The organism is Microbispora sp. NPDC046973 (genome assembly GCF_040644495.1).
Lineage (GTDB): Bacteria > Actinomycetota > Actinomycetes > Streptosporangiales > Streptosporangiaceae > Microbispora.
The window spans coordinates 37,561-54,553 of record NZ_JBEYWQ010000021.1 but is presented as its reverse complement, the minus strand read 5'-3'; the positions used below and the strand labels follow the sequence as shown (position 1 = coordinate 54,553).

At 71.7% G+C, this 16,993-nt stretch carries 18 protein-coding genes; 9 read left to right on the top strand and 9 right to left on the bottom strand.

The genetic code is table 11. From position 1 onward, the window contains the following. The first annotated feature begins 83 nt into the window (after positions 1-83). Positions 84-674: a helix-turn-helix domain-containing protein gene (locus tag ABZ860_RS30925; RefSeq protein ID WP_357226718.1), complete on the top strand. Its 591-nt coding sequence runs from the start codon at positions 84-86 to the stop codon at positions 672-674. Positions 675-714: 40 nt separating this feature from the next. Here ABZ860_RS30925 and ABZ860_RS30920 read toward each other — a convergent pair whose 3' ends face one another. Next, positions 715-1,557, bottom strand: coding sequence for a helix-turn-helix domain-containing protein (locus ABZ860_RS30920; RefSeq protein WP_357226715.1), 843 nt, complete (start codon positions 1,555-1,557; stop codon positions 715-717). A 102-nt stretch (positions 1,558-1,659) separates the two neighbouring features. Between ABZ860_RS30920 and ABZ860_RS30915 the strand changes: the two genes are divergently transcribed. Further along, a complete protein-coding gene (locus ABZ860_RS30915; protein WP_357226713.1) occupies positions 1,660-3,921 on the top strand; it encodes an ATP-dependent RecD-like DNA helicase in 2,262 nt (753 codons plus the stop codon). A gap of 26 nt (positions 3,922-3,947) precedes the next feature. On the opposite strand, the gene ABZ860_RS30910 is transcribed toward ABZ860_RS30915, so the two are convergent. Then, entirely contained in the window at positions 3,948-5,042 is a 1,095-nt protein-coding gene (locus tag ABZ860_RS30910; RefSeq protein WP_357226710.1) for a hypothetical protein, read from the bottom strand. A 373-nt stretch (positions 5,043-5,415) separates the two neighbouring features. Here ABZ860_RS30910 and ABZ860_RS30905 point away from each other — a divergent pair, with 373 nt between their 5' ends. The 5 genes from ABZ860_RS30905 (at position 5,416) to ABZ860_RS30885 (ending at position 10,033) form a co-directional block, all read left to right on the top strand. Continuing rightward, positions 5,416-6,426 carry a cytochrome P450 gene (locus ABZ860_RS30905; protein WP_357226707.1) on the top strand — a complete coding sequence of 337 codons (1,011 nt, stop codon included), beginning with the start codon at positions 5,416-5,418 and terminating at the stop codon, positions 6,424-6,426. 74 nt (positions 6,427-6,500) lie between these two features. Continuing rightward, entirely contained in the window at positions 6,501-7,280 is a 780-nt protein-coding gene (locus tag ABZ860_RS30900; protein WP_357226705.1) for an isocitrate lyase/phosphoenolpyruvate mutase family protein, read from the top strand. A gap of 187 nt (positions 7,281-7,467) precedes the next feature. Then, positions 7,468-8,622 carry an Ig-like domain-containing protein gene (locus tag ABZ860_RS30895; RefSeq protein ID WP_357226702.1) on the top strand — a complete coding sequence of 385 codons (1,155 nt, stop codon included), beginning with the start codon at positions 7,468-7,470 and terminating at the stop codon, positions 8,620-8,622. 59 nt (positions 8,623-8,681) lie between these two features. Further along, positions 8,682-9,014, top strand: a complete 333-nt coding sequence (locus tag ABZ860_RS30890) for a metalloregulator ArsR/SmtB family transcription factor (RefSeq protein WP_357226700.1) — start codon at positions 8,682-8,684, stop codon at positions 9,012-9,014. Between the two features lie 101 nt (positions 9,015-9,115). Beyond that, entirely contained in the window at positions 9,116-10,033 is a 918-nt protein-coding gene (locus ABZ860_RS30885) for a TIGR03620 family F420-dependent LLM class oxidoreductase (RefSeq protein ID WP_357226697.1), read from the top strand. 15 nt (positions 10,034-10,048) lie between these two features. On the opposite strand, the gene ABZ860_RS30880 is transcribed toward ABZ860_RS30885, so the two are convergent. Together ABZ860_RS30880 and ABZ860_RS30875 are read right to left on the bottom strand one after the other, a co-directional pair. Next, positions 10,049-10,228 carry a hypothetical protein gene (locus ABZ860_RS30880; protein ID WP_357226695.1) on the bottom strand — a complete coding sequence of 60 codons (180 nt, stop codon included), beginning with the start codon at positions 10,226-10,228 and terminating at the stop codon, positions 10,049-10,051. Positions 10,229-10,320: 92 nt separating this feature from the next. Beyond that, a complete protein-coding gene (locus ABZ860_RS30875; RefSeq protein WP_357226692.1) occupies positions 10,321-11,163 on the bottom strand; it encodes a helix-turn-helix transcriptional regulator in 843 nt (280 codons plus the stop codon). A 102-nt stretch (positions 11,164-11,265) separates the two neighbouring features. On the opposite strand from ABZ860_RS30875, the gene ABZ860_RS30870 reads away from it, so the two are divergent. Then, the gene (locus tag ABZ860_RS30870) at positions 11,266-12,486 is read left to right on the top strand and encodes an MFS transporter (protein WP_357226691.1); all 1,221 of its coding nucleotides are present in this window, start codon (positions 11,266-11,268) and stop codon (positions 12,484-12,486) included. Positions 12,487-12,539: 53 nt separating this feature from the next. Here the strand turns inward: ABZ860_RS30870 and ABZ860_RS30865 are convergent, their stop codons facing one another. Further along, positions 12,540-13,019 (bottom strand): MarR family winged helix-turn-helix transcriptional regulator, encoded by a 480-nt coding sequence (locus ABZ860_RS30865; RefSeq protein ID WP_357226689.1) that lies wholly within the window; start codon positions 13,017-13,019, stop codon positions 12,540-12,542. Between the two features lie 43 nt (positions 13,020-13,062). On the opposite strand from ABZ860_RS30865, the gene ABZ860_RS30860 reads away from it, so the two are divergent. Continuing rightward, a complete protein-coding gene (locus tag ABZ860_RS30860) occupies positions 13,063-14,007 on the top strand; it encodes an alpha/beta hydrolase (protein WP_357226688.1) in 945 nt (314 codons plus the stop codon). A gap of 18 nt (positions 14,008-14,025) precedes the next feature. Here the strand turns inward: ABZ860_RS30860 and ABZ860_RS30855 are convergent, their stop codons facing one another. From ABZ860_RS30855 to ABZ860_RS30840, 4 genes are all read right to left on the bottom strand, one after another. Beyond that, positions 14,026-14,556, bottom strand: a complete 531-nt coding sequence (locus ABZ860_RS30855) for a MarR family winged helix-turn-helix transcriptional regulator (RefSeq protein WP_357226685.1) — start codon at positions 14,554-14,556, stop codon at positions 14,026-14,028. Further along, positions 14,546-15,268, bottom strand: a complete 723-nt coding sequence (locus tag ABZ860_RS30850; RefSeq protein WP_357226684.1) for an SDR family oxidoreductase — start codon at positions 15,266-15,268, stop codon at positions 14,546-14,548. Before ABZ860_RS30850 ends, ABZ860_RS30855 begins: the two co-directional genes overlap by 11 nt. A 117-nt stretch (positions 15,269-15,385) precedes the next feature. Continuing rightward, on the bottom strand, positions 15,386-16,147 hold the full coding sequence (locus ABZ860_RS30845; RefSeq protein WP_357226681.1) for a phytanoyl-CoA dioxygenase family protein: 762 nt from the start codon (positions 16,145-16,147) through the stop codon (positions 15,386-15,388). 331 nt (positions 16,148-16,478) lie between these two features. Further along, complete coding sequence (locus ABZ860_RS30840; protein WP_357226678.1) at positions 16,479-16,928, bottom strand: carboxymuconolactone decarboxylase family protein; 450 nt, start codon at positions 16,926-16,928, stop codon at positions 16,479-16,481. Positions 16,929-16,993: the final 65 nt, after the last annotated feature.

Genomic DNA, 16,993 nt, shown 5'->3' with positions numbered 1-16,993 from the left:
ATGAGCAAGTGGGACCGTGTTCCGTTTCGACCATACGGAACGATGTCCCGTTTAGCAAGTCCGGTAACGGAGGGAGCCGCGCGATGAACGACAGCGACCGGGGCGCGGGGCCGGCGGCCCGGCCCAAACGGGCGGACGCACGGCGCAACGAGAAGACCCTGCTCGACGCGGCCGCCGCCGTCTTCGTGACCTCAGGCGTGGACGCGCCCGTACGCGACATCGCGGCCAAGGCCGGCGTCGGGACGGCCACGATCTACCGCCACTTCCCGACGCGAGCGGATCTCATCATCGCCGTCTACCGGCACCAGGTGGAGGCCTGCGCCGAGGCCGGACCGGCCCTGCTGGAGACCAGCGCGACGCCTTTCACCGCGCTGGAGCGGTGGATCAGCCTCTTCGTCGACTTCCTGGTCACCAAGCACGGTCTGGCCGCCGTGCTGCGATCCGACGACGCGGGATTCGACGCCCTGCACGCCTACTTCCTCGACCGTCTCGTGCCCGTGTGCACCCGGCTGCTCGACGCCGCGGCCGCCGCCGGCGAGATCCGCGCGGACATCCCGGCCATCGAGCTCATGCGCGGCGTCGGAAACCTCTGCATCGGCGCCGAGCGCGACCCCCACTACGACGCGCGCCGGCTGGCCGGACTGCTCATCGCAGGGCTGCGCCTGCCGCGCTAGGCCGTGTCCGTGCTTCGGCACTCACCGGGGTCCGGGCCGGTTATGAAGCCGGCGAGGAAGCCGGCCAGGCGACGTCGTCGATCGCGAGCCACGGCGCGGCGGCGACGGCTGTGGGCGTAAGCCCGGCGAACGCCTTGACCTCGCGGTGGAGGTGGGACTGGTCGACGTAGCCGCTTTCGGCGGCCACGCCGGCGGCGGCGTGCCCCGCCGCGAGCAGGTGGGCGGCGTGGTCGAACCGCACCAGCTGGGCGGCGCGTTTGGGGGTGATGCCGAACTGGGACCGGAAGCGGGACCACAAACGCTTGCGGCTCCAGCCGACCTCGTCCGCCAGGCCGTCGATTCGCACCCGCCCCCGGCCGGCGAGCGTCCGCCGCCAGGCGTAGGAGACCTCCGGATCGACCGGTGGGCGGGCGTCGAGCCGCCGGCCGATGATGTCCCTCGCGATCGTGAAGCGTTCGTCCCACGACGCGGCGGCGCGCAGCCTGTCCTCGACCCGCCCGGCGTCGCGGCCCCAGACATCCTCGAGGGATACCACCTCCCCGCTGAGCTCGGGCGATGCGCCGAACACCGCGGCCGCCGCGACCGGGTCCAGACGGATCTGAAGACACTCGACCCTCCAGACGGCCGCCCGCAGATCGCCGGGGAGGAGCCCGACGACGACACTGCCCCGCCCACGCCGGTCATGGGTGTCGTAGACGACGGTTTCCCCCTCGCCCAGGTCCACGAACAGGGTCACGGACGGGTACGCGACCATGCGGATCTCCCAGGGCACGGAGGCGTGCCGGCGGAACCCGGCCATGCTCGTCCCCGGCAGCCGGCCTGCCGCGCGCGGGACCGCGACGTCCACCCCCGCCCAGTCGCCTGATCTCCCGCTCGGCCGCATGCGCCCCAGCCTAGGTCGCGCCTCCGACAAGTCGCGGTGTGCGTCCACGGCGGCGCCGGTTCCGGTCAGACGGGTCCCGCCAAGTGGGAGACAATGCCACCCATGACGAATCCTCCCGGAGGCGACGCGGGCAGGCCGCCCGGCGTTCAGCTCGACGCCGTGCTGGAGCGGATCACCTACGCCAACGAGGAGACCGGCTACACGATCGCCAGGGTCGCCACCGAACGGTCCGGCACCGAGCTGCTGACCGTCGTCGGGCCGCTGCTCGGGGCGCAGGTGGGCGAGTCGCTGCGGCTCACCGGCCGGTGGGGCTCCCACCCCAAGTACGGCAGGCAGTTCGAGGTCTGGTCGTACTCCACCGTCCTGCCGGCGACGATCCAGGGCATCCAGCGCTACCTGGGCTCCGGGCTGATCAAGGGCATCGGCCCGAAGATGGCCGAGCGGATCGTGGACCACTTCGGCACCGACACGCTGCGGATCATCGAGGAGGAGCCCAAGCGCCTGGTCGAGGTCCCCGGCCTCGGGCCCAAACGGACCAAGATGATCGCCGCCGCCTGGGAGGAACAGAAGATCATCAAAGAGGTGATGATCTTCCTGCAGGGCGTCGGGGTGTCCACCTCCATCGCCGTGCGCATCTTCAAGCAGTACGGCGAGGACTCCATCGACGTGGTCCGCAAGGAGCCCTACCGGCTCGCCGACGACGTGTGGGGCATCGGGTTCAAGACCGCCGACACCATCGCGCAGGCTGTGGGCATTCCGCACGACAGTCCCGAACGGGTCAAGGCCGGCCTGCGCTACACGCTCTCCCAGGCCGCCGACGACGGCCACTGCTACCTGCCCGCCCCCAACCTGGTCGCCGACGCCGTCAAGATCCTCGAAGTGCCGCCCGACCTCACCTCCGCATGCCTGGAGGAGCTGGTCGCCGAGGAGGGCGTGGTCCGCGAGGAGGTCCCGGCCAGGGGGAACGGCGAGAACGGCCAGAGCGACGAAAACGGCGAGAGCAGCGTCCCCGCGATCTACCTCGTCCCCTTCCACCGCGCCGAGCTGTCGCTGGCCGGCACCCTGCGCACCCTGCTGACCTCGGGCCACGACCGGCTCGGGGCGTTCACGGACGTGGACTGGCCCGCCGCCTTCGACTGGCTGCGCGGCCGGACCGGCGCCGACCTCGCGCCCGAGCAGGCCCAGGCCGTACGGCTCGCGCTGACGGAGAAGGTCGCCGTCCTGACCGGCGGCCCCGGCTGCGGCAAGAGCTTCACCGTGCGCTCGGTGGTGGCCCTCGCCCGCGCGAAGCGGGCCAAGGTCATCCTCGCCGCCCCGACCGGCCGGGCGGCCAAGCGGCTGGCGGAGCTGACCGGCCACGAGGCGACCACCGTGCACCGGCTGCTCCAGCTGCGCCCCGGCGGAGACGCCACCTTCGACCGCGACAACCCCCTCGACGCCGACCTGGTCGTGGTGGACGAGGCGTCCATGCTCGACCTGCTGCTGGCCAACAAGCTCGCCAAGGCGGTCGCCCCGGGCGCGCACCTGCTGTTCGTCGGCGACGTCGACCAGCTTCCCTCGGTCGGCGCCGGCGAGGTGCTGCGCGACCTGCTGGCCGCCCCCGGCATCCCCCGGGTGCGCCTGACGCAGATCTTCCGCCAGGCGCAGGAGTCCGGCGTGGTCGTCAACGCCCATCGCGTCAACACCGGCCAGCAGCCGCTGGTCCGCGAGTTCCCCGACTTCTTCCTGTTCCCCTGCGAGGAACCCGAGGAGATCGCCGCCCTGACCGTGGACGTGGTCGCCCGGCGCATCCCCAGGAAGTTCGGGCTCAACCCGCGCAGGGACGTACAGGTGCTGGCGCCCATGCACCGCGGCGCGGCCGGCGCGGGCGCGCTCAACATCGCCCTGCAGGAGGCGCTGACCCCGGCACGCGAGGGCATGCCGGAGCGCCGGTACGGCGGGCGGGTCTTCCGCGTCGGCGACAAGGTCACCCAGCTGCGCAACAACTACGACAAGGGCGCGGCCGGGGTGTTCAACGGCACGGTCGGCGTGGTCACCGCCATCACCCCCGAGGAGAGCAAGCTGACCGTGCTGACCGACGAGGACGAGAACGTCGACTACTCCTTCGACGAGCTCGACGAACTCGCCCACGCCTACGCGGTCAGCATCCACCGCTCCCAGGGCAGCGAGTATCCGGCCGTCGTCATTCCGCTGGCCACCAGCGCCTGGATGATGCTGCAGCGCAACCTGCTCTACACCGCCATCACCCGGGCCAAGAAGCTCGTGGTCATCGTCGGGTCGCGGCGGGCGCTCGGCCAGGCTGTGCGCACGCGGGGGGCGGGCCGCCGCCACACGGGGCTCACCCACCGCCTCCGCGTGCTCTGACCGGCCGGGCCCGCCCCCCGCGCGGGTCAGTACTTCGAGGTGTAGGTCACGAACGACGGCTGGTCGACCTGGGTGGTGCCCTTGTAGCAGACCACGTCACGGACGTAGACGTCCGAACCCGAGGTCGTCCACAGCGTGAGCAGGTTGCAGTACTCCGGCCCGGGACCGAACGCCGTCACCTGCACGTTGTTGGGCGTCGCCCCGACCCTGGGGAAGTACACCAGGCGCATGCCGGTCCCGGCCGTCCGCACCGTGTTGACCCCGCTCTGGGAGTTGTAGTTGATCCCGGTCGGGACCGGCGCGTACGGCCCGGGGTTGGCCGGGACGTTGTCGAAGGTGTAGGCGAACAGCTTCGGCGGCGCGAAGGCCCCGGTGATCGCCCGCTCACGCTGGTAGGTGAGGGTCCAGCCGGTGTCGTACGGCTTGTCGGCCACATCGTGGCACAGCACCTGGATCTTCTGCCCCGACGCCGCCCAGCTCCAGGCGCCCACCTTGCACCGCGCCGGCTTGCCCGAGTCGACCGCGGTGACCTGGATGTTCCCGGCCTGCACGGCGGAGCCGAGCCCGGGCAGCCAGACGGTCCAGTCGCCGGTCGTGTTGGGGAAGACGGCGTTCACGCCGAGCGAGGAGTTGTAGTCGGAGGCGATGGACGTGCCGTCCCAGTAGACGTAGCCGTACGCCTGCGTCGCCGAGGCCAGCGCCCCGCTGCTGCTGGCGAAGACGATCGAGAAGCGCGCGTAGACGGGGGTTCCGCCGTACTTGTAGCAGCGCACCGCCACGATCTCGTCGGAGCCGGCCTGCCCCCACTTCTCGATCTGGCACCACTCGGCCGACTGCGAGATCGCGGTCACGTGCGCGATCCCGCCCTTGGGGATGCCGATCTTCGGGAACCGCACGAAGTACTCGCCGGTGCCGCCGGGCGAGACGCTGACCGTCGGCCCGGGCGCCCAGCTGCCCGCCTGGTAGGCCAGGTTCGGCACCCCGGAGGTGACGTCGACGTAGGCGAATCCCCACACGTCGGGAACCGCCGCGTTCGCGGCCCCCGCCCCCGCGGCGGCGCCTGCGGCGACCATCGCGCACAACAGGAGTAATCGAGTGACCACGGTACGTAACAGGCGCATGCCATCCTCCATCGCGGTGGTGCCCAGTGGGCGTGCAGATGTCGACGCCGGTGGCCCGGCGCGTGGAACCCGTACGTCGGTGGAGCCGTGGATCGCGCTCGGAGGGCAGGAGATCACATTCGCCCTCTCGCCCTGTGATAACCCGCGCGGCGACCGTTGAAAAGGCCCAAAGGTCCACAAGCCGCGCCACCGCATGCCCGGGCGTGAAACGTTCACCGTTCGACCGGAGCCGAAGCATCGCGGCCCTAGCCTCCCAGGGAGGCGACGACCACCCAGCGAAGGGGGGAAGGGGGCCGCCTCCACGCGCCCCCGGACACCGATGACAGCAGAACCGCCCGCCGGAGGCCACCGGCGGCTCACGAGGTACGCGGACGTGCGCGCAGTGCTCGCCGATCCCCGTTTCCTCGTCCCCGCCGCCCCCGCCGCAGAACCGGAAGCCGGAATGGCGTGGCTGCGCGGAGCGGTCAGCAGGTTCAGCAACGGGGCCGAGCACGCCCGCCGCCGCGCGCGCGTGACGGGGCTGCTCGACGCCCTCGACCCCGTACGGCTGCGCCGCGAGGCCTGCGAGCGGGCCGGCGTCGAACTGGCGGGCGGCGCCCGCGTGGACGTGATGGCCACGCTCGCCCGCCGTGTCCCGGTCGGAGTCCTCGCCACGCGGCTCGGCGTGCCGGAGGACCGGCGGGAGGAGGTGGTGGCCGCGGTGACGGCCATGGCCGCCGCCTACCACCTTCCGCCCGCTCCCGGCACGGCGTCCGCGGGGGACGCGGCGGTGGGCGTGCTGGCGGCCGCGCTGGGTGAGGGGGAGGAGCCCGACCCCGGCCTGCTGGCCGCGGTGGCGGGGGCGTTGATCCAGGCGTGCGACGCCACCGCCGGTCTGGTGGGCAACACCCTCGCCGTCGTGGCCCGCCTGCCCGCCGACCTGTCCGTGCGGTGGCCGGTCGAGGCGCTGCTCGCCGAGACCCTGCGGTGGGACCCGCCCGTACGGCTCACGCGCCGGGTGGCGGCCGAGGACGCGACGGCCGGGGGAGCGACCGTGCCCGCGGGGGCCGTCCTCGTGCTGGACCTGGCGGCGGCCAACCGGGACCCCGAGGTCTTCCCCGACCCGCACCGTTTCGACCCTGCCCGTTTCGACCCTGCCCGTTTCGATTCGGACCGCTTCCGGGAGGGCCTCTTGCCGCAGGGCGGCGGGCACCTGGGCTTCGGCAGCGGGATCAGGCCGTGCCCGGGGGAGCGGGCCGCGCTCGCCCTGGCGGCGGGCGTCGTGGAGGCCGCCCTCGGGCACCGCCTCGCCGACCCCGAGATTCCATACGAGCCGTCGCCGAACCTGCGCGTGCCCGCCCGACTCCACCTCGAAAGCGCCACGACTACGGAAGGACCCCGATGAGCAACGACGCCGAGACGTTCCGCGCCCTGCACCCTGCCGATTTCCGTGCAATGCACCCTGATGATTTCCGTGCGATGCACTATGCGGAACGTCCGCTGGTGCTGCCCAACGCCTGGGACTACGCCTCGGCGGCCGTCCTGGCCGCCGCCGGGTTCGCCGCGGTCGGGACCACGAGCCTCGGCGTCGCCGCGGCGGCGGGCAAGCCCGACGCGACCGGCGACACCGCGTCGGAGACGCTGGCGCTGGCCCGGCTGCTGGCCGGGCTGCCGTGCCCGGTGTCGGTGGACATCGAGGGCGGCTTCGCCGACACACCGGAGGGAGTGGCTGACATCGCCGCCGAACTGGCCGCGCTCGGCGTGGCCGGCGTCAACATCGAGGACGGCCGGCCGGACGGGACACTCGCGGACCTCGGCGAGCGGTGCGAGACGATCGCGGCGGTCAGGTCGCGGGTGCCGGGGCTGTTCGTCAACGCCCGCACCGACACCTACTGGCTGGGGGCCGGGGACCTGAGCACGACCGTCGCCCGGCTGCGGGCCTTCGCCGAGGCCGGGGCCGACGGGGTGTTCGTCCCGGGGGTCGCCGACGGCGACGACGTGCGGGCGCTGGTGGACGCGGTCGATCTGCCGCTCAACGTGCTGTTCCTGCCCGGCCGCCACACGGTCGCGGGTCTGGCCGCGCTCGGTGTCCGCCGGATCAGCACCGGATCGCTGCTGCTGCGGGCCGCCCTGCACGCGGTGGCCGAGACCGCCCGGGCGGTCGCCACAGGTGGGCAGATCCCCGCGGGTCTTCCGTCGTACGAGGACGTTCAGGCCCTCGTCACGGCGGGCGCTGACTCCCCGCTTGATCAGTCTTGACGCGCACCTTACCGTCTACAGAGACGAGTCCACCGGAGAAGCGACCGAAATGTGACCTACGCGCAGGAGAAAATGCCAACATAAGAGGCAACCCCGAATAAGGTCTTATGGTGCCCTTCGCGCTCATGGGGGAGTAGTTGTGCTGAGCACTGGAAGTCGTTCGAGGTGGCCGATCGCCGGAGTCGCCGTGGCGCTGACCGCGGCTCTTTCGGCATGCTCCGGCGGATCGGAGACGCCAGGCTCGACGGGCAAAGACTCCGGCGAGACCGCGCCCGCCGTCCCGGCTCCCAAGATCACGATCAGTCCGGCGACGGGCAGCGCGAAGGTGCGTCCCGACAAGACCGTGGTCGTCACGGCCGCCGACGGCGAGCTGGAGGAGGTCACCGTCCAGGCGGGCGACGAGACGGTCGAGGGCGAGTTCGACTCCACGCACACCAAGTGGACCTCCAAGGAGCCGCTGAAGCCCTCCGCCAAGTACACGGTGTCGGCCAAGGCGACCGGCAAGGGCGGCCCGGCCACCGCGACCAGCCGCTTCACCACGCTCAAGCCCAAGGTCGGGCTGGAGGTCGTGGACGTCACCCCCGGCATCAAGGGGGAGACCGTCGGCATCGGCATGCCGATCATGGTGAGGTTCAACGCGCCGGTGCAGGACAAGGCCGCCGTGGAGCAAGCCCTCGAGGTGGACGCGGAGAAGCCGGTCGAGGGCGCCTGGCGGTGGATCGACGACCAGTACGTGATCTATCGGACCGCCAAGTACTGGCCCGCCCACCAGAAGGTGAAGTTCACCGCGCACCTGACCGGCGTGAAGGCCGGGCCGAACACCTACGGCCTCGAGGACCACTCCACGACCATCAAGATCGGCGCGGCCTGGGTCAGCTCGGTCAGCACCAGGACCCACATGATGGTGGTCCGGCGCGACGGCAAGGTCGTGCAGACCATGAAGATCAGCGCCGGCAAGGCGACCACCCGCGAGTACACCACCACCAGCGGCATCCACCTGACCATGGAACGCGGCAACCCGGTCACGATGATCTCTCCAGGCAAGAAGGAGGGCGACCCCGGCTACTACAAGGAGGTCGTCAACCACGCGGTGCGCATCTCCAACAGCGGCGAGTACGTCCACAGCGCCCCCTGGTCGGTGGGCTCCCAGGGCCGGGCCAACGTGAGCCACGGGTGCGTCAACGCCAGCCCCTCCCAGGCCAAGTGGTTCTACGACAACTTCCACCGGGGCGACATCGTCAAGATCGTCGGCACCAACCGGATCCTGGAGTGGAACAACGGCTGGGGCTTCTGGCAGATGCCGTTCAGCAAGTGGAAGCAGGGCAGCGCCCTGGAATCGTGATCTCTCGGCTCACATCGAGGAATTCCGAAACATCGGTGGGGGAGCTGTAGCCTGGGCTCATGGCGGAGACCGCGACCTCACCGGATCCCGGGCTGGTCGACGCGTTGCGTGCGCTGTCGAACCCGATGCGGTTGCAGCTGCTGATGTGGCTGCGTGAGCCCGAGCGTCACTTCCCGCTGGAGGAGGCGATCGCCGACCCGGCCGAGGTCGGCGTGTGCGTCAGTCACATCCAGGCCAGGGCGGGGCTCGCGCAGTCGACGGTGTCGGCGTACATGGCCGAGCTGCAGCGGGCGGGCCTGGTCAAGGCCACGCGGGTGGGCAAGTGGACCCACTACAAGCGGGACGAGCAGCGCATCGCCCAGCTCGTCGCCGCCTTGGGGGAGACCCTCTAGAACCACGACGCCGTACGACGGCGTCTCGCGTTGCGACTCATATCGAAATTCTGCGATACTTCGATATGTACGGATCGTACGCGAGCACGAGGAGATCACCGATGGGCGACCTCGACGGCCTGGATCTGGGCAGGTTCGGGATCTACACCTTCGACTTCGAGCACCAGCCCGCCGCGCGGATGCGCGAGTCGATCCAGGAGCTGGAGGATCGGGGATGGCCGGCCTTCTGGATCCCCGAGCTGGCGGGGCGTGAGGCGTTCACGCACGCCGGCTACCTGCTCTCCTGCACCCGGCGGATCACGGTCGTCAACGGCATCGCGCGGATCTGGTCGCGCGAGGCCGCGTGGGCGTACGGCGCCGCGCTGCTCCTGGCCGACGCCTACCCCGGCCGGCACGTGCTCGGCCTGGGATTCGGCGGCACGCCGCGGCCGGGGATCACGCCGCTGGCGGCGATGGCCGAATATCTCGACGAGATGGACGGGCTGAAGACGTCCAACCCGCTGCCGCAGACGCCGATGCGCCGCATCCTGGCGGCCTACGGGCCCAAGATGCTCGAGCTGGCCCGTGACCGCTCCGCCGGCGCCCTCACCTATCACGTCACCGTGGCGCACACCGCGCGGGCGCGGGAGATTCTCGGGCCGGAGGCGTTCCTGGGCGTCGAGCACGCGGTGCTGTTCGAGTCCGACCCCGCCAGGGCCCGTGCGACCGCGCGCGAGCACCTCCACCCCTATCTGAACACGCCGTACAACATCGCGAAGTTCCGGCGGCTGGGCTACACGGACGAGGAGATCTCAGGCGGCGGAAGCGACCGTCTCGTCGACGACCTGGTGTTCTGGGGCGACCTGGACACCATCGTGGCCAAGCTCCGCGCCCACCTCGACGCCGGCGCCGACCACGTCGCGATCCAGGTCATCGGCATCGAGCCGGGGCGGTCCGCGATGCCGCACTGGCGGATGCTCGGCGACGCGCTGCTGCCCTCTGGCGCGGACCAGGGCGCCGGCGCCCGGCCCACGGCGTGAGGGGAGGCCGCGGTCCTACTGGACGCCCCACTTCATGAGGGCGAAGGCGCCCAGGATCTTCAGCGCGACGAGCGCGATGACCACGCAGAACACGATGAGCGCGGGGCGGTGCTCGAAGTGCTTGCCCTCCTTCAGCGGAGGCCGCTTGGCGACGCGCTCGGCGATGCGCTCTTCGATGGGTTTGCGGTGGAACATGAACGCAGACTACTGCCCGCCTCGCTCGGCCCGTCTGACGAATTCTCCGACGACCTTGGCCGTCAAGTCGCCGCCGGCTCGGGGGGCCGGGGTCAGCCTCGGCCCGGCGGCACGGGAGGGTCCAGTCGCGCGAGGCGCTGCAGCGCCGTCGCGTCGTCCGCGGTCACGGGCAGGAAGACGACGAGGTGCTGGGTGACGTCCTCGGTGACGGTCAGCTTCGTGTAGTTGAGGGTGATCCGCCCTACCTGCGGATGGTCGAAGTGTTTGGTCGCCGAGGCGAACGCCCGGATGGGATGGGCCGACCACATCGAGGCGAACGCGGGACTGGCCGCCAGCAGCGCGTCGACCAGCGCGATGGTCCGCGGGTCGTCGGGGTTCTTGCCGGCCGCGGCCCGGAACTGCCCGAGGATGTCGCGCGCCTCACGCTGCCAGTCCACGAGCAGCGTTCGCATGCCGGGGCGGGTGAACAGCAGCCAGACGCTGTTGCGCTCCTCCTCCGGCAGGTCGTCCAGTCCGCCGACGAGGCCGGCGTACGCGCGGTTGTAGGCCAGCAGGTCCCAGCACGGGCTGATCACGTGGGCCGGGTTGGGGTCGAGTGTCTCCAGCAGTGCGCGTAGCGTCGGACCGACCGGCGTCCGGCGTGCCGGTTCGGCCGGGAGGGGCGCCCCGGCGAGGGCGAACAGGTGACCGCGCTCGGCCGGTGTGAGCCGCAGCGCGCGAGACAGGCTCTCGAGCACCTGCCGGGAGACGGTGATGTCCCGGCCCTGTTCCAGCCAGGTGTACCAGGTGACGCTCACCCCGGACAGTTGCGCGACCTCCTCGCGCCGCAGGCCGGGTGTGCGCCTGCGGGAGCCGCCGGGAATGCCGGCCGCCTCGGGACTGAGGGCTTCCCGCCGCGAGCGGAGAAAGCCCGCCAGCTCCTTGTGCCTCGTCATGCTGACCATGAAACCGCAATCGGCGGGCGTCCAGGCTGGTGGGATTTATACCAGCATAAACACAATCTGTACCAGGATAACTACCGGCCCAAGGATGGCCGGGTGAGCACTCCGCAAACGACATCTCCAACCGGCCCGTCGAGCATCGCGAACAGCGCCTGGGTCAGGCAGGTCACGATTCTCGCCGTCGGATCCTTCGCCATGGGCACCGACTCCTTCGTGCTGGCCGGGATCCTGCCGCAGATTTCCGGCGGACTCGGCCAGACGGTCAGCGCGACCGGTCAGGCCATCACCGTCTTCTCCCTCACCTACGGCGTGACCGCGCCGTTCCTCGCCGCGTTCACCGGCAGACTTCCCCGCAAGCCGCTGATGGCGTTCGCCCTGGCCGTGTTCGTCGCGGCCAACCTCGCCTCGGCCGCCGCGCCGACGCTGGCGCTCCTGCTCGTCGCGCGGATCGCGGCCGGCCTCGGCGCCGCCCTGTACACACCGAACGCGAGCGCGGCGGCCGCCGCGCTCGCCGGGCCGGCTCACCGCGGCAGGGCGCTCGCGGCCATCCTCGGCGGGCTGACCGTGGGCACCGTTCTCGGCGTGCCCGCCGGAACCTGGATCGGCCAGAGCCTGTCCTGGCAGGCGAGCCTGATCTTCGTCGCGTGCGTGGGCGCGGTCGCGCTGGCCGGCCTGCTCACCGTCCTGCCCGCGCTGCCGCTGCCGCCCGCCGTGCCGCTCCGCGCCCGGTTCGCGGTGCTGGCCCGTGCCCGGGTGGTGGCGATCGTCGGGTTCATGCTCCTGGAGAGCGCGGCGGCGATCATGGTCTACACCTACATCGCCGACGTCCTCGACGACACCGTGCACGCCCACGGGACGACCCTGACGCTGCTCCTGCTCACCTGGGGTCTCGGCGGCGCCGTCGGCGCCTTCGGCAGCGGGCGGCTCACCGACCGCTGGGGCGCCGACCGCACGCTGTCGGTCGCGATCGGCCTGCTCGCCGTGACCCTCGCGGCGTTCGCCGTCTCGTCCTCGCTGCCGCTCGCGTTCGCCGTCATGGCGCTCAACGGCGCGGCGGGGTGGGCGGTGTCCACGCCGAACAACCACCGGCTCACCGAGGTCGTCCCGCACCTTCCGAGCGTCGTCATCTCCTTCAACTCCTCGGGCATCTACCTCGGCCAGGCGATCGGCGCGGGGCTCGGCGGGGTCCTGCTCGGCGTGATCCCGGCGACCGGGCTGTGCTACGCCGGCGCCGGCGTCGCCGTGCTGGCAGGCGCGCTGCACCTGCTCATCGTCGGCAGACCCATGACGCCGCCGGCGTCCGGCTCTCGCACGTGACCCTGCCCGCTGGGCCGCTCGCCGCACCCGGCTGGCGGCCGAGGTGGTGCCCGTCAGCCTGTGGGGGTGCCGATCTGGTTGCGTTCGAGCAGGGAGCGCAGCGTCGAGATGGCCTGCAGGGCGGCCGACCCAGAGGAACCGTCGAGAGTGCCTCCGACCAGCTCGGCCAGCGCGTCGGTGACGGTCGCCTCCGCCGCGTCGGCGAGCCGCGAGCCGTCGTCGGTCAGGGCCAGCAGCGAGGACCGGCGATCGGACGGATTCGGCTGCCGGACGGCCCATCCCCGCTTCTCCAGGCGGTCGACGCTCTTGCTGGTCGCGCCGATGCCGATGGCGAACTCGGCGGCGAGGTCCGCCACGCGAGATCCGGGGTGGTCGCGCAGGTAGCGCAGGGCCTCGAACTGTGAGGTGACGATCCCGTGCCGTTCGCGGAGACGGTCGTTGAGCGCGTTGTACAGACGCGTCTCGCATCGGACCAGATCGGAGAAGAAGCCCTGGAGGTCGGCTCTGTCACCGCCGGTCGATTTAGATGCCATGGCATATAGTGTAGCGGCATCTACTTATGGCGGGAGCACACCCATGAGCAAGGAACAGCGCGCTCAGGTCGACGCGATGCTGCGGCAGCCGCGGCCCGAGGGCCCCCGGTCGGTCGAGGCGATCCGAGCGGGATTCGCGGCGCTGATGTCCCGGATGATCGTGCCCGGCGGCATCCGCGTCACGCAGACCAGGCTGGGCGACCGGCCCGCACTGCACGTCGAGCCGGACAGCGGGCGCCGCGCCGGGACCATCCTGTACTTCCACGGCGGCGGCTGGGTGTTCGGCTCTCCCGAGACCGCGCTGTCGCTGACGGGAAACATGGTGGCCAAGACCGGTTTCGAGGCGTACTCGGTGGACTACCGGCTCGCCCCCGAGCATCCGTTCCCGGCCGCGATCGAAGACACCGTGGGCGCCTACCGCGCCCTCCTCGACAGCGGCACGGACCCCTCGGCCATCGCGTTCGTCGGCGACTCCGCCGGCGGCGGCCTCACCGTGACCACCTGCCTCGCCGCCCGCGACGCGGGTCTTCCGCTGCCCGCCGCCATCGTGGCGTTCTCCCCGGGCCTCGACGCCACCCGAACGGGTGAGAGCATGGACAGCAAGGACGGCATCGACCCGATCTTCACCCGCGAGACCGTGGGACACACCGGGGCCATGTACCTCGCGGGAGCCGACCCGCACCAGCCCCTGCTCAGCCCGGCCGTCCTCGCCGATCTGACCGGCTTCCCCCCGATGCTGCTCCAGGTGGGCACCAACGAGATCCTGCTGGACGACTCCACGCGCCTGGCCGCGCGCGCGAGGGCGGCCGGAGTGGATGTCATCCTGGACGTCACCGCCGGCGTGCCGCACGTGTTCCAGTCGTTCGCCGGCGTCCTCGACGAGGCGGACGAGGCACTGGACCGCGCGGCTTTCTTCCTCGGCCAGCGCGTCCGCGCCGGGGACACGGCGCACCCGCCGGCGCAGGCCGCCACCACCCCGTCCCACTGAGCAGAAGCGGAGGAAGGGTCAGTCGCCGACCTGCCCGGTCAGGTGCGGCCCGCCGAGTCCGGCGAGCAGTTCGCGCAGCAGGTCGGCGAGCTGCTCGCGGCGCTCGGGTGTCAGATGGCCGACGAGGCGGTCCTCGGCCACGAGAAGGTCGGCGACGACGCGGTCGAGCAGGGCGTTGCCCGCGTCGGTGAGGAAGACCTCGCGTGCGTGGTAGCCCGACCCGGCGGCGGTCCGCCCGACCAGTCCGGCCCTGACCCCCCGCTCCACGCGCTGGGTGATCGCGCCGCGCGTCACCATGCACGCGTCGGCCAGCTCACCCGGGCTCATCCGGTAGGGCGGGCCGGAGCGCCGCAGCGTGGACAGCAGATCCAGCGTCGCGACGTCCACGCCCAGGGTCGCGAGCAGACGGCGGCGCTCATCGCCGAAGACCTTGGCGGCCCACCAGATCCGGGTGATGACTCCGATCGACTCCACCGGGACGCCCGGCAGCTCGCGCCGCCAGGCGTCCTGGATCGCGTCGGCGCCGTCGCGCGGCGGCTCAGCGGCCACGTTCGGCCCCGCCGTTCACCTGGATGATCTGCGCGGTGACGTGCCCGCCGCCGGGCGAGGCCAGCCAGTGCACGGTCTCGGCGATGTCCTGGGGCGTCCCGGCCCGGCCGGTGTGCGTCTGCCCGACGAGCATCGCGCGGCGTTCGTCGTCCATGGTGCCGCGGAAGAACTCGGTGTCCTCGATGAAGCCCGGGGCGACCACGTTCACCGTGATGCCGCGCGGCCCGAGAGCGGAGGCGAGGTCGAACGCGTAGGGATGCAGGGCCGCCTTCATCGGGCCGTACGAGGTGCCGCCCGAGCCGCGGAAGGCCGCGATCGAGCTGACGAACACGACTGTCCCGTTCGGGTTCAGCAGCTCGCGGAACGCCTCGGTCGGCAGCACCGACGTCAGCACGTTGGCCCGGAAGTTGCCGGTCCACCGCGCCGCGACGTCACCGGAACCGCCGTGCCTCTCGATGTTGCCGCCCGCGTTGTTGACCAGCACGTCGATCGTGCCGAAGCGCTCGGCCAGGTCGGCGCGCACCCGCTCGACCTCCGCGGGCTCGCTGAGGTCGGCCGCCAGTGCGATGCCGCCGATCTCCTTTGCCGTCCTTTCCAGGACGTCGGCGCGGCGGCCGATGATCGCCACCCGGTCCCCGTCGGCCGCGAAGCGCGCCGCCACGGCCTTGCCGATGCCGGTGCCGCCCCCGCTGATCACTACCGTGCGCGTCATGCCCGTTCCTCCTCAGAGTTTAGACCTAAAGTCAGCTTAGCTCGCGAGAGGAACCGGACGGCATCGGCCGTCGTGGTGAAGGCGCGTCGTGGTGAAGGCGTGTCGCGGTGCGGCCGCTCAGTTGCCGAGCCCGAGCCGTACGGCCCGGGCGAGGGGGGTGACGTCGCCGGAGGCCAGCGGCTCGGCCAGGAAGAGCGGAATCTGGGACATGAAGCGGGGCCGGGCGCCGCGGTGGGGCTGAGCGGCGTGGACGAGGTGCGGGTGGCACAGATAGACGTCGCCGGGCAGTCCCGTGGCGAGGGCCTCGGGCCGGTGCGCGGTCGCCTCGTCCAGCAGCGGGCCGGAGGCGAAGAACTCCAGCCCCTGCTCGCCGTACGGCTCCAGCACGCGCACCGTGTCGAGGTGGGAGCCCGTCCTGATGCGGGTGGGCGCGTCGTCCGGTCCGATCTCCGACAGCAGCACCAGCACGAGCATCGTGCGGGAGGCGAGGGTGACCTTCCCCCAGGCGCCGGCCGGCCCGGGGTCGTTCTGGTCGATGTGCCAGCCGGTGTCCCCGGCGTCGGAGGGGTGGGGGAAGCGGACCGGCGTGTTGCCGATGGTGCCGCGCGGCACCCACCCGCCCTTGCCTGCGACGAGGTCCAGCGCCTCGGTCAGGCGCGGGCCGCGCATCGCCTCTCCGAACGGGCCCCGCCCCGCAGGGTCGGGGGCGGCCCACACCACCGGCCGCGTCCAGTCCTCCGGCCGGTCGGGGGACAGCCCGATCTGCCGCCACAGCAGATTCCTGAGCCGGTCCCCGGTCTCGCGGGGGAACGCCTCCTCCACCTTGAGGAAGCCCTCGGTGACGAAGCGGTCGAGGTCGGCGTCGGTGAAAACAGGCATGGCCGGACGGTAGCGATCCCCCGCACGGGGTGTCGATCGATTAATCCGGCGCTCCGAACTCCGCGACGATGTCGACCGGCGCCCGGGCGTACTACTGTTCTGGGGGCGGATCGTCCGGATCGGGGGCCGTGCCCCATCGCACGGCGACGACGGATGGGACGGCGGAGGGCCGGCACATGCATCTCCTGGTCATCGCCTACGACCACCCCGGCGAGGAAGGGGCAGCGGCGCCGTGCCCGGCGAGGGCGGGGATCTGCCCTGCTCGCTGACCATGCCGGGGCTGAGGGGCGTCACGCCGTGATGTCGCGCGGGGATGACGCCCCCGCCCGGCTCACCAGGTCTTGCCGGCCGGCTCCCGGAGCGTGCGGTTGATCCGGTTGAAGAAGTTGGTCATCGCGATGTTCAAGATGATCGCGGACAGTTGCCTGTCGTCGAAGTGGGCGGTGGCCGCCTCCCAGATCTCGTCGGTCACGCCCGGCGCGCCGTCCTGGATCCGGGTGGCGGCCTCGGCCAGCGCGAGCGCCGCCCGCTCCGCCTCGGTGAAGAACGGCGTCTCACGCCACGTCACCACGTTGTGCAGCCGTTCGTCGGTCTCTCCGTGCTTCTTCGCCGACGCCACCCCGGCGAACACGCAGGCGCTGCAGCCGTTGATCTGGCTGGCGCGCAGGTGGACCAGTTCGAGGACGAGCGGATCCACTCCACCTGCGCCGATAGCCTTGACGAGGTGCTGGATCGCCGTGATCACGTCGGGATTCGCCGCGCTCTTCATGCGTGCTTCCATCGGTCGTGCTCCTTCATCGGTTACCTCGGCCCGTCCGGGCCCGTCATCCCCATGACGGAGCAGAT

Coding starts and splice junctions, on each gene's coding strand:
- ABZ860_RS30925 (WP_357226718.1), top strand. CDS start 84: ATGAACGACAGCGACCGGGGCGCGGGGCCGGCGGCCCGGCCCAAACGG.
- ABZ860_RS30920 (WP_357226715.1), bottom strand. CDS start 1,557: ATGCGGCCGAGCGGGAGATCAGGCGACTGGGCGGGGGTGGACGTCGCG.
- ABZ860_RS30915 (WP_357226713.1), top strand. CDS start 1,660: ATGACGAATCCTCCCGGAGGCGACGCGGGCAGGCCGCCCGGCGTTCAG.
- ABZ860_RS30910 (WP_357226710.1), bottom strand. CDS start 5,042: ATGCGCCTGTTACGTACCGTGGTCACTCGATTACTCCTGTTGTGCGCG.
- ABZ860_RS30900 (WP_357226705.1), top strand. CDS start 6,501: ATGCACTATGCGGAACGTCCGCTGGTGCTGCCCAACGCCTGGGACTAC.
- ABZ860_RS30890 (WP_357226700.1), top strand. CDS start 8,682: ATGGCGGAGACCGCGACCTCACCGGATCCCGGGCTGGTCGACGCGTTG.
- ABZ860_RS30885 (WP_357226697.1), top strand. CDS start 9,116: ATGGGCGACCTCGACGGCCTGGATCTGGGCAGGTTCGGGATCTACACC.
- ABZ860_RS30880 (WP_357226695.1), bottom strand. CDS start 10,228: ATGTTCCACCGCAAACCCATCGAAGAGCGCATCGCCGAGCGCGTCGCC.
- ABZ860_RS30875 (WP_357226692.1), bottom strand. CDS start 11,163: ATGACGAGGCACAAGGAGCTGGCGGGCTTTCTCCGCTCGCGGCGGGAA.
- ABZ860_RS30865 (WP_357226689.1), bottom strand. CDS start 13,019: ATGGCATCTAAATCGACCGGCGGTGACAGAGCCGACCTCCAGGGCTTC.
- ABZ860_RS30860 (WP_357226688.1), top strand. CDS start 13,063: ATGAGCAAGGAACAGCGCGCTCAGGTCGACGCGATGCTGCGGCAGCCG.
- ABZ860_RS30850 (WP_357226684.1), bottom strand. CDS start 15,268: ATGACGCGCACGGTAGTGATCAGCGGGGGCGGCACCGGCATCGGCAAG.
- ABZ860_RS30845 (WP_357226681.1), bottom strand. CDS start 16,147: ATGCCTGTTTTCACCGACGCCGACCTCGACCGCTTCGTCACCGAGGGC.
- ABZ860_RS30840 (WP_357226678.1), bottom strand. CDS start 16,928: ATGGAAGCACGCATGAAGAGCGCGGCGAATCCCGACGTGATCACGGCG.